The sequence below is a fragment of the Chitinimonas sp. BJB300 genome (assembly GCF_002735695.1).
GTDB lineage: Bacteria > Pseudomonadota > Gammaproteobacteria > Burkholderiales > Chitinimonadaceae > Chitinimonas.
Genome location: NZ_PDZH01000124.1, coordinates 1 through 11,408, shown reverse-complemented (window position 1 = coordinate 11,408; position 11,408 = coordinate 1). Strand labels below are relative to the sequence as shown.

Below are 11,408 nucleotides of genomic sequence, written 5' to 3'. Positions count from 1 at the left end.
TGCCTGAGCATCAAGACGCAGAAGAACCCATTCGCACTTTGCCGCAAGTTACTGATCAACGCCTCCCGCGCGGCTTATGATCAGTTACAGCTGCTTCTCGCAGCTACTGCGTAACATCAGTCAATAAAAAAGCCCGACTCAATGCCGGGCTTTTTCAATTACGATGCACATCCTGATTAATAAACGCTAGGTTCGCCTTCGGGTCGGGTCTTGAAGCGTTTATGCAGCCAAAAGTATTGCTCGGCATGCTGCAATACTTGGCTTTCGATCACCGCATTCATTCTTGTCGCATCCCGTTGTACGTCATTGCTGGGGAAGTCTGCCAAGGGTGGCTGAATCACCAAGGTGTAGCCGTCACGTTCACGGCGTGGGTAACAAGGCAGTACTTGCGCACCTGATGCCTTGGCCAATCGGGACAGGCCGGTAATGGTGGCTGCGGATACGCCAAAGAAAGGCGCGAACACCGAATCACGCATACCAAAATCCTGGTCGGGCAGATAGTAGAAGCGAAAGCCCTGCTTGAGTGCTTTTAACGCAGGGCGAATCCCGGCTTGACGGGAAAGCACGATGCCTGTGTCAAAGCGTAGGCGCTTTTGCTCAACGTACGCGTCAAGGCCCTCATCCTTTTGCTTGGAGTAAATACTTACTACCGGCACTTCCAAGGAAACACGCAGTCCCGCCATATCCAGCCCGGTGAAGTGTGGCATGACCAGGATAACCGGCTGACCCGCCAATGCTTGAAGGAGTGGCAATCCTTCAATTTGAACCAGTTTTTTCAGCTGTTCCCGTGGAGAAAACCAGCAATAGCCATATTCAAGCAACATGCATGACAAAGCCATGAAATGCTGTTGCAGAATAAGCTGCCGCTCTGCTTCAGACAGGGTCGGAAAGCAAAGGCGGAGGTTGGTTTCACCGACTCGTCGGCGTGATCTGGCCACCCGATACAGCAGCCACCCCATGCCATATCCAAGCCAGGCGATAGCGCGAAACGGCAGCCAGTGCATCAGCCACATCAAGCCTGCAACGAGCCGCTTCATGCTTGCGCCTCATCGGGTAAGGGTGCACCGGCCGGATGCTTGTAACGGTTATAACTCCATAGGTATTGTGTTGGCGCCATATGTATCAGCGACTCTATGTTCTGGTTGAGCAGGCAGGCATCTGTGAGGCGATCGCCAGTGAAAGCACCCTGCATTGGTTGGATATGTACTTTGAAACCACAGCCCCAGCTGAGGCGCTCGGCAAAGAAAAACAGCACGGTCGCGTCGGTCGCGTGGGCCAGCCTGGGCAGCAGGCTCATGGTGTAGGCTGGTTTGCCAAAGAAAGGCGCCCAAACACCTTCCCCGCCACTGGGGACTTGGTCGGGGAGGATAACGGTTGCTTCGCCTGCCTTGAGCGCCTTCATCAAAATGCGCACGCCGGCGCCGGTTGCGGGTGCAGTACGCCCGTTATCACGGGCGCGGCCGGCCTGCATGAGCGGCTCAAGCCATTTGAGCTTTGGCGGGCGGTACATAGCAGTCAAGGGATAGGGTAACAAGTTGCTGACATAGCGGCCCGCAATGTCGAAACTCCCCAGGTGGGGGGTAACGAAAATAATCGGGCGTTTCTGCGCCAGGGCGGCGGCGGCATGATGCCAGCCCTCACAAGTACGTACCAATCGACTGACTGCATGAGCAGGACGAGTCCATGCCGCCAACAGCTCTAATGCACCCATGCCATTCTGTGCGATGCTGCTTTTTAACAAGTGGTTATAATTGCCCGGATAAGCTTGGCGTAGGTTATCGCGGAACCGTGCGCGATAGCCGCGGTCTAGCAACCAGGTCAACCAGCCAGCCATGACGCCGATGGCGTGCAGCAGTAGTAGGGGTAACGCCGAAATACATCGCAATAGTAAGATCAACATCCAGATCACAGTTCATTCGAATCCGCTCATTTTAGCGGGTTTGACCACCCCACCGCTTTTTCTGCGGTACAGCGACAAGAGGAAAAATCCATGCGCGAGTTTCTGTTCTCTTCCGAGTCAGTTTCGGAAGGCCATCCAGACAAGGTTGCCGATCAGATTTCGGATGCCATCCTCGACGCTATTCTGGCGCAGGACAAGCACGCCCGAGTAGCTGCCGAAACCTTGGTGAATACCGGCCTATGTGTACTGGCTGGCGAAGTCACCACCCATGCCAATGTGGATTACATCCAGGTGGCGCGGGAAACCATCAAGCGGATTGGCTACGATAGCTCGGAGCTCGGCTTCGATTACAAAGGCTGTGCCGTGTTGGTTGCTTACGACAAGCAATCACCCGATATTGCACAGGGTGTAAACGAAGGCCAGGGGCTTGACCTGGATCAGGGGGCGGGTGACCAGGGTTTGATGTTCGGTTATGCCTGTGATGAGACCCCCACCTTTATGCCGGCGGCAATCTATCTGTCGCATCGCTTGGTGCAGCGCCAGTCAGAACTGCGCAAGGATGGCCGCCTGCCGTGGTTGCGTCCCGATGCAAAAAGCCAGGTCACACTGCGCTATGACGCCGATACCGGCCGTCCGATCAGCATCGACACGATTGTATTGTCGACCCAGCATCATCCCGACATCGCCCATAAGATCCTCGAAGAAGCGGTTATTGAAGATATCGTCAAGCCGGTTCTGCCACCCGAACTGATAAAGGGTGATATCAAGTTCTTCATCAACCCTACCGGGCGTTTTGTGATTGGTGGTCCTCAGGGCGATTGTGGCCTGACCGGCCGCAAGATCATTGTTGATACCTATGGTGGTGCGGCACCGCATGGCGGCGGCGCGTTTTCAGGCAAGGACCCAAGCAAGGTAGACCGCTCGGCTGCTTATATGGGGCGTTATATCGCCAAGAATATCGTCGCAGCCGGCATTGCCCGTCAATGTCAGGTGCAAGTCGCCTATGCCATCGGTGTCGCAAAGCCGGTGTCGATCATGGTCGATACCTGGGATACGGGCAAAATCAGCAATGAAGCGATCGTCAAACTGATTGAGCGTCATTTCGATCTGCGGCCGAAGGGTATTGTTCAATCACTCGATCTTTTGCGTCCCATCTATAGCAAGACCGCGGCTTATGGTCATTTTGGCCGTGAAGAACCGGAATTCAGCTGGGAAGCGACAGACAAAGCAGAAGTACTACGAGCAGATGCTGGTTTGTAAGAATTGTTACTAGATGAGTAAACAAAAGTCCCCGCCAAGCTTATTTGGCGGGGATTTTTGTTTATAACGCTGAGAGTTTGTTGACAATCTTACTGCGCAGCCATGATCGGGCCCATGTGCTGTCCGGAATCCTGATGAACTACATTACATTCCGGTTTCTGCATTGCGTGGTCGTTGATAGGGCAAAGAGTGATGACGCCTCGCATCGTAGTTAGATAGAATCCGCTTACTCCGGGGAGCGCTGCGAGGTCTTGCGACCCCAGGCCCGGTGTCCCAAAACTGCGCTCACCTGACCAACCCGTGCCGGGCACGGGATGCATCGCAGGTGAGAATCGCATCCCGCTTTACCCGGCCACTTTGTTCAAAGGATGAACACCGTGGCTGATACCAAAGACTATGTCATTGCTGATCTTTCCCTGGCTGATTGGGGCCGCAAGGAGATCAAGATTGCTGAAACCGAAATGCCGGGTTTGATGGCGATTCGTGAAGAATTCGCTGCCGTACGTCCCCTTAAGGGGGCGCGTATTACGGGTTCGCTGCATATGACCATTCAAACGGCTGTGTTAATCGAAACCCTGCAGGCCTTGGGTGCACAGGTCCGCTGGGCCTCGTGCAATATCTTTTCGACGCAGGATCATGCAGCGGCTGCGATTGCTGCCAGCGGTACGCCGGTATTCGCTGTTAAGGGTGAGTCACTGGCCGAATACTGGGAATATACCCACCGCATTTTTGAGTGGACTGACGGCGGCTACTCGAACATGATTCTTGACGATGGCGGCGATGCCACGGTGCTGCTGCATTTGGGTGCACGGGCTGAGAAAAATCCTAGTGTTCTGGCTGACCCAAGCAGCGAAGAGGAAACCATCCTGTTCGCCGCTATCCGTGCCAAACTCAAGACGGATCCGACGTGGTACTCGGTGCGCCTGGACAAGATTCAGGGCGTAACAGAAGAAACTACGACGGGTGTGCATCGTCTCTACCAGATGCACCAGCGTGGGGAGTTGAAGTTCCCAGCCATCAATGTCAATGATTCTGTGACCAAGTCCAAGTTCGACAACTTATATGGCTGCCGTGAATCGTTGGTTGATGGCATCAAGCGTGCTACCGATGTAATGGTTGCTGGCAAGGTGGCGGTAGTTGCCGGTTACGGCGATGTTGGTAAGGGTTCGGCCCAAGCCTTGCGTGCCTTGAGCGCCCAGGTATGGGTAACTGAAATTGATCCGATCTGTGCTTTGCAGGCGGCTATGGAAGGCTACCGTGTCGTGACAATGGAATATGCCGCGGATAAGGCAGACATCTTTGTCACCGCTACCGGTAACTACCACATCATCACCCACGACCATATGGTACGAATGAAGGACCAGGCCATCGTCTGCAATATTGGCCACTTCGACAACGAAATCGAAGTCGCTGCGCTGGAGAAATACGAGTGGGAAGAGATCAAGCCACAGGTTGACCATGTAATCTTCCCTGACGGCAAACGTATCATCTTGCTGGCCAAGGGGCGCTTGGTGAACTTGGGGTGCGGTACCGGCCACCCCAGCTACGTAATGTCGTCCAGTTTCGCCAACCAGACCATTGCCCAAATCGAGTTGTTTACCCGTAATGGTGATTACCCGATTGGCGTCTATACCTTGCCTAAGCATTTGGATGAGAAGGTTGCCCGTTTGCAGCTGAAGAAATTGAATGTGCAATTAAGCGCACTGACGGACGCGCAAGCTGCGTATATCGGTGTGAAAAAGGAAGGCCCTTACAAGGCTGACCATTACCGTTACTAAACCGGGGTGATTGCAGCGCGGCTAATTATTCCAGCGCTGCTTCCTGGGTAGGTTTGGTGTGAAGAGACGCTCCGCTTTGCGGGGCGTTTTTTTTGCCCACCCAGAAGAAAACATCCAGCCGTTCAGAACATCAGCGCATGGTCCGGCAGACACAATGAAGTAGGAGTCTATTATTAGAGGGAATATTCACATAAATTGGGTGGTGCCGGCTTGTATCCCAACTTGCAGCCTTTTGGGGTACTACCGTGTTATAGCAAGACGCCTCACAACAGCTTATGGAAGTAAAACGAGTTAACGCATCGCTTTTCGGCGTGAGGACTTGGCGCCACCATTGGATGTAATTCGTAAAACCTATCGCAGCACAACCTTGGATAAGCGATCGCCTTCGCCTATGCGCTGGAACCTGTCGGCGACAATTGGTTTGCTGGATGAATATGAAGAGGCCCCTGTTGTGAACGTGCGTATTGCTGAGCTGAAAGCTGCGATTGCCACGCTCGATTCCCATCGTCACGTGTTGGGCAATGCTGCCGTTGATCTTGCGCTTGCACCTTTGCGGGAGCAGTTGGCTGTATTGCAGCTCAACCTCAATGAGCAGCAACTCAGGCAGCTGACGGTGCTCTTTTTGGATGTGGTGGGTTCGACTGCATTGAGCCAGCATCTCGACCCGGAGGACATCAATACCGTAATGGATGGCGCGTTGGCGCGCTTTACCGCTTTGGTCATCAAGCATCATGGTCGGGTGTTGCAGTATGCGGGGGACAGCCTATTGGCTGTATTTGGGCTGGAGGCGAGTGAGCGAGCCCCGGAGTTGGCTGTGCAGGCTGGTTTGGCGCTATTGGAAGAGGGTAGATATCAGGCGGCGCGGGTGCTGACAGAGTTTAGCCGGACCGGCTTTAATGTGCGAGTTGGCATCCATACGGGTAGCGTCTTGCTGGGTGGTGGCGTGGATGGTGAAAACAGTATCCGCGGCCTGGCAGTGAACATTGCTGCCCGCATGGAGCAGACCGCGCCGGCAGGTGGATTGCGGATCAGCCGCGAAACATACCGGCATGTGCGTGGCTTGTTTACGGTGGAAGTACAGGAGCCCATGCAGGTTAAGGGCTGCGACGAGCCGCTCGTCAGTTATTTGGTTTCAGGTACTTCGGTGGTTCAAAGCCAGCCTTCGCGCGGAGTGGAAGGTTTGCAGGTCCCATTGATCGGGCGCGAGCACGAAATGCGCCAGCTTCAATGCGCCTTTACCGCATTCTGTGTCGAACGTTCTCCGAGCTTGCGTTTGCTGAGTGTGATTGGCGAAGCCGGCATGGGAAAGAGCCGACTGCTGGCGGAGTTCCGTTATTGGTTGGCGGCGCAGCAGCAGGTGGTCTGCCTGGGATATGCCGAGGCGTGTGAGAGTAACCAGAGCCAGCCCTATGCCTTGCTGAGCCAGCTGTTCTTTCGGCTACTCGGTCTTAAAGCCGCCCATTCAGCGGGGGCCGCGCGCACCCAATGGTTGGCAGTGGTGGGACTTCGGTTGCGGAGTGAAGATAATGCAGCCGTACTGGGCCATCTTTTGGGGCTCGATTTCGGTCAGCACCCGGCTTTGCGTGGCTTCGCCAATGATGCACGCCAACTTCGCGATAGCAGCTTCTTTTTCGCTAGCCGACTTTTGCGCGCCTTGGCAGATCAAGGCCAGCCCTTGTTATTGCTGGATGATCTGCATTGGGCAGATACGGGTTCGCTGGACTTCATTCATTACCTGTTGGTGGAACAGGCCGATCTTCCCCTGTGCCTGATCTGTCTGGTTCGCCCTAGTTGGTTGGAAGACCGACCTATATGGAGCGCCCTGCTGGCCCGGCATACACAATTGCCATTGGCCAAGCTTGATGATGCGGACAGCAACGCGCTGGCAGAAGCCTTGTTGCAACGCTTGGACAGTATCCCTGCCGAATTGCGGGCATTGATCACAGAGGGAGCCGACGGTAATCCGTTCTTTATGGAGGAACGGGTCAATATGCTGCTCGACCAGAGCGCCATTGTCCGCGATGTCGCTGGCTGGCGATGGCAGGCGATGGCGATGCAGGACGCGCCCCTGCCGACGACACTGACCGGGGTTTTGCAAGCGCGCATGGATGCATTGCCTGAATTGGAGCGACGTACGCTGCAAATGGCTGCGGTGGTTGGGCCGGTCTTCTGGAACGCTGCTCTATATGAGCCCGATGCCGCCTTGGATATGGTGCTGACCAGCTTGGTGAACCGTGCACTGATTGTCGAGCGCTCAGAGAGCAGCCTGGCTGGGCAGCGTGAGTTTGCTTTCAAGCATCACTGCCTCTATCAGGTCTGCTATTCCGGTGTGCTTAAGCGCAATCGGTCTCCAGCTCACGTCCGCGTCGCGCGTTGGTTGGCTGCGCAATCCAGTAATGCCCATTTTGATTTGATTGCTGAACACTACGAGCGTGGTGATGAGTTGGTGCAGGCCCAAGTGTATTGGTATCGGGCGGCAGATTCGGCATTGGCACGCTATGCGAATAGTTCGGCGCTGATATTTGCAGAGCGTGCGCTGGACCTCTTGCCTGCTGATGCTTATGACCAGCAGTTTGAGCTTTGCCATATCCAGGTACGCGCCTTGGAGTTATTACGTGAAAGGGACGGTCTCGTTATCCACTTGGCCAAGTTGGAGCGAATGGCTGAGTTGAACAAGGTGGATAAGCAACGATCCCAAGCGGCGCATCGTCGCGCTAGCTTCTTATTCGAAGGAGGGGATGCAGCACAGGCTTTGGAGTACGCCCAGCAGGCGCTGGATTGGGCACCTGCAGCGGCACCGGAATGTGCGGCGCGTGCGTACCTGATGATGCTGGTGGCAAATGGCCGGCTTGGCCGTCGAGAACAGCTTGCTACGCTGGCGGAGTCGGGTCTTAAGTACGCGAAGATGGCGGACAACAAGGTTGTGGAAGCAGCCATATTGAACCAATTGGGGTCGGACCATGCTGATGCGGGTGACTATGATGCTGCAATTCGTTACTACCAGGCGGCCCTGAAGATACACCGCGAAACGGGCCATCGCACCAACGAAGGTGGGACTTTAGCCAACCTTGGCTATGCTGCATTTTGCTTAGGCGATTTTAGTGCGGCCGAGGCGCAATATCTGCAAGCGCTGGCTTTGTGTGAAGCAATAGGCCAGCGCCAGAATGCCGGCATTATCCATATCAATATTGCTTTGGTGATGTTGAACCAAGCCATGGCGGAGCCAGCCCGTCTACACGCAAGCCAAGCATTGACGTTGCTTCGCGCGGCGGGTGACCGTTGGGCTGAAGCTGCTGCTTTGCGGGTTGCGGGGCAGTCTGAACTCGCGCTGGGAGAAACCACGACAGCGGTGCGCTTGCTTGAAACATCTTGCGACATGTTTCGACAGCTGGACATGCCCCATCTAGCGTTGGAAGCCGTTGCTGCGCTGGCCTTCGAAGCGTTGCAACGCCAGGACGTCAGCCGGGCAAAGTTGTTGGTCGATGATATTCTGACCCATCTGTCCACCGGTGCAGGCTTGGATGGATGCGATGAGCCAATGCGTATCCTGCTGAATAGTTATGAAGTACTCAATGCCGCCAAGGACTCTCGGGCAACTGATTTATTGGTTAGGGCGCACACAGAGTTGATGGGACGAGCACAAAAGATGGGCAATGCAGAATCGCGGCAGCGTTTTCTGTACGCGGTACCTGTACATCGGGCGTTGCTTACGGCTTATAAACAGGTTTGGTAATTCCGACCTACCAGGCTTGGTAGGTCGGCCCTTATAGGATTTAAGTCACATTCACTATCTTTGGTTGAATAACGCCGAAGGTCACATTCACGATCTTTGGGTCAATAACGCCTAAGGCGCCGTCGCTGCTGCGCTGGATAAGCAGCAGAAAATCAAAGTCATCGTGTGCTGGGTCGGCGTCTTTGACGGTGACGATGCGGAGCTTGTAGTCCTTGGCGTCTATTTCAAGTTTGTGATTGGTAATGTGCTGTACCGGGAAGGCTTTCAAACCCACCACATCACCCCCATCTCCCTTAAAAGCCATGCCGACGACATGATAGAGAAGCGGTTTTTTATTTGTGGTGTCGGGCGCAACTGAGAATTCCAACCAGACTTTCTGTGTGACAGCCACGATGTCCGTTACCGGGTCGTAGCTTACGCCGGGCGTGGTCGAATCCAGTGTCAAGCGCGCCTTGGTACAGGCGGAGGTGTGGCAGATCGATGTGTCCATGATTGAGATGAAATCGCTGGGCTTCTCGATAGTGAAAATCAGGACTGCTTTGGGAAGGGCTTGCTGTACGGTTTCCATACTACCTCCTTGAATTTATTAATTAGTTTTTTGTATTGCTAATCTGCAGCCATCCGGCTGATGCTGATTGCGTCAAGAACGGGTTTTCAATCTGAAACTGGGTTGCTGATGAGGTCCCACCAAGCCGCCCCATAATCATGGTTGAATCGGGGGACTTCTGTGACGGGTACACAGTAGCGTGCCGTGTGCCGAATGTTCTATGCACTACGGCATGCTATCCATGGAAAAAAATACCAGCGCCGGCCGGTTTTTCAGCTGGCTGGTGGGTGCGTATGGCGAAGAGGCGGCATATCCGAATTCGTCAGGTTTGAGCCTTTAGATTCACGCTTGGCGCCATCGTGATTAGCTGGGTGTGGGAGGATGGGCAGTGGCTTCAGCAGTACGATATGCCGGCCTTCTGTGCAGATATGGCCACTATGGCTTAGCTGGGTCAGCACGCGGTTAACCATCTCGCGAGAGGCCCCTACTCGGTCGGCCAAGTCCTGCTGGGTCAATCGCTCGCGAATCACCCTGCGCCCGTCTTGTTCCTGGGCCAGTGCTTCCAGTACGCGCATGATGCGGCCATGAACATCGTCCAGCGCCAAACTCTTGATGTTGGCGGTTTTACGTCGTAGCAGGTCGATCAATTTGTAGATCAAGTGCAGCGCAAAATCTGGGTACTGAGCCAGGAAGTCGCGTAACTGCACGCTACTGACCACAATGCAATTGGTTGGCGCGAGTGTAATTACCGAAGCCGATCTTGGTTTGCCATCCAGCGATAACTCACCAAAATATTCGCCAGGGCCAAGGGTGTTGTAGATGACCTCTCTGCCAGACTCTGATGCACCGAATACCTTTACCCGCCCCGACAAGATGATGTAGATCGAATCCGTGGTATCAGCTTCGTTGATGAGCAGGGCATTGGATGGGAAAGATTTCGTCCCACCTCTTTCGACCATGAGCTGGAGCAGTGCTTTGTCGAGTACACTGGAGTGTAAGTGTGGGGTGGGCATGGTGGTGGAAGCACAGTGACGAGTAGTTAACATAGACTAGGTTCTGTTTACGTACGACCTACGTCAACTGAACACCGCGCCAAGGACGTTCTGTGCGGTGTTTGTGGGCATCGGCGCAACCCCTGCATGCATACAATTCATTAGCTAAGCGCAAGCGGAGTGATAGGATTCATTCAATCCCCCCATTTGCCTGCCGAGCGTGCCGTGAGCCTATCTCCTACCTTCAGCTTTGAATTCTTCCCGCCCAAGACAGCGGAGGGTATCGAGAAGCTGCGCAATACTCGTCGCCAACTGGCGCAATTTAAGCCTGCTTTCTTTTCCGTCACCTTTGGCGCCGGTGGTACGACGCAAGAAGGCACGCTCGCTACGGTGTTGGAAATCAAGTCGGAAGGCTTTGAAGCTGCACCTCATTTGTCCTGCGTCGGTTCGACTCGTGAGAATGTGGCGGGCTTATTGCGCACTTATCGCGATCATGGCATTCGCCGTATTGTTGCCCTGCGGGGTGATATCCCCAGCGGTATGGTTGAGTTTGGCGAGTTTCGCTACGCTAACGAGTTGGTCGAGTTTATTCGCACGGAACATGGCGATTGGTTTCATATCGAGGTGGCAGCCTACCCGGAATACCACCCGCAGGCCCGTTCCGCACACGATGACATCGCCAATTTCATCCGCAAAGCCAGGGCGGGGGCGAACTCAGCGATGACACAATATTTCTTCAACCCAGATGCCTACTTTGCCTTTGTCGATGAGGTAAGCGCCCGTGGTGTTGATATCCCTATTGTTCCGGGCATCATGCCAATCAATAACTTCAGCCAATTGGCGCGTTTCTCAGATGCGTGTGGCGCGGAGATCCCCCGCTGGCTACGCTTGAAATTGCAGAGCTATGGCGATGACACCGCATCGATCAAGGCGCTCGGGCTAGATGTAATCACCGACCTGTGCCGCAAATTGCTGGATGGCGGTGCGCCTGGATTGCATTTCTACACGCTCAATGCGGCTGGCAACGTTTCCACTATATGGCAGCGGCTAGGGCTGGCTGATATCCGCAACTATTCACCCGGCAACTAAGGGTTGATTTATTGGTGTCCGCCCCCAACTGATAGAAATGGACAAAGAAGACGGACGCAAGCTGTCGCGGCAAGAACAGCACGAAAGGCGCAAGCAAGCTGTGAGGTTG

At 54.5% G+C, this 11,408-nt stretch carries 8 protein-coding genes and 1 riboswitch; of the genes, 4 read left to right on the top strand and 4 right to left on the bottom strand.

Going from position 1 to position 11,408, the window contains the following annotated elements:
• Nucleotides 1-176: 176 nt before the first annotated feature.
• Nucleotides 177-1,037 carry an LpxL/LpxP family acyltransferase gene (locus CSQ89_RS17305; RefSeq protein WP_099407345.1) on the bottom strand — a complete coding sequence of 287 codons (861 nt, stop codon included), beginning with the start codon at nt 1,035-1,037 and terminating at the stop codon, nt 177-179.
• The gene (locus CSQ89_RS17300) at nt 1,034-1,900 is read right to left on the bottom strand and encodes a lysophospholipid acyltransferase family protein (protein ID WP_186293314.1); all 867 of its coding nucleotides are present in this window, start codon (nt 1,898-1,900) and stop codon (nt 1,034-1,036) included. The genes CSQ89_RS17305 and CSQ89_RS17300 overlap by 4 nt, the downstream gene beginning before the upstream one ends.
• A 90-nt stretch (nt 1,901-1,990) precedes the next feature.
• Here CSQ89_RS17300 and metK point away from each other — a divergent pair, with 90 nt between their 5' ends.
• The 3 genes from metK (at nt 1,991) to CSQ89_RS17285 (ending at nt 8,671) form a co-directional block, all read left to right on the top strand.
• A complete protein-coding gene (gene metK / locus CSQ89_RS17295; RefSeq protein WP_099407343.1) occupies nt 1,991-3,160 on the top strand; it encodes a methionine adenosyltransferase in 1,170 nt (389 codons plus the stop codon).
• A 227-nt stretch (nt 3,161-3,387) separates the two neighbouring features.
• Nucleotides 3,388-3,454, top strand: a riboswitch (S-adenosyl-L-homocysteine riboswitch).
• 74 nt (nt 3,455-3,528) lie between these two features.
• The gene (ahcY, locus tag CSQ89_RS17290; protein WP_099407342.1) at nt 3,529-4,938 is read left to right on the top strand and encodes an adenosylhomocysteinase; all 1,410 of its coding nucleotides are present in this window, start codon (nt 3,529-3,531) and stop codon (nt 4,936-4,938) included.
• A gap of 319 nt (nt 4,939-5,257) precedes the next feature.
• Complete coding sequence (locus CSQ89_RS17285) at nt 5,258-8,671, top strand: ATP-binding protein (protein WP_143747082.1); 3,414 nt, start codon at nt 5,258-5,260, stop codon at nt 8,669-8,671.
• 40 nt (nt 8,672-8,711) lie between these two features.
• On the opposite strand, the gene CSQ89_RS17280 is transcribed toward CSQ89_RS17285, so the two are convergent.
• The gene (locus tag CSQ89_RS17280) at nt 8,712-9,239 is read right to left on the bottom strand and encodes a hypothetical protein (protein WP_099407340.1); all 528 of its coding nucleotides are present in this window, start codon (nt 9,237-9,239) and stop codon (nt 8,712-8,714) included.
• A gap of 251 nt (nt 9,240-9,490) precedes the next feature.
• Nucleotides 9,491-10,264, bottom strand: a complete 774-nt coding sequence (locus CSQ89_RS17275; protein WP_099407339.1) for a Crp/Fnr family transcriptional regulator — start codon at nt 10,262-10,264, stop codon at nt 9,491-9,493.
• A 171-nt stretch (nt 10,265-10,435) separates the two neighbouring features.
• Here CSQ89_RS17275 and metF point away from each other — a divergent pair, with 171 nt between their 5' ends.
• Nucleotides 10,436-11,299 carry a methylenetetrahydrofolate reductase [NAD(P)H] gene (gene metF, locus CSQ89_RS17270; protein WP_099407346.1) on the top strand — a complete coding sequence of 288 codons (864 nt, stop codon included), beginning with the start codon at nt 10,436-10,438 and terminating at the stop codon, nt 11,297-11,299.
• The last annotated feature ends 109 nt before the right edge of the window (nt 11,300-11,408 follow it).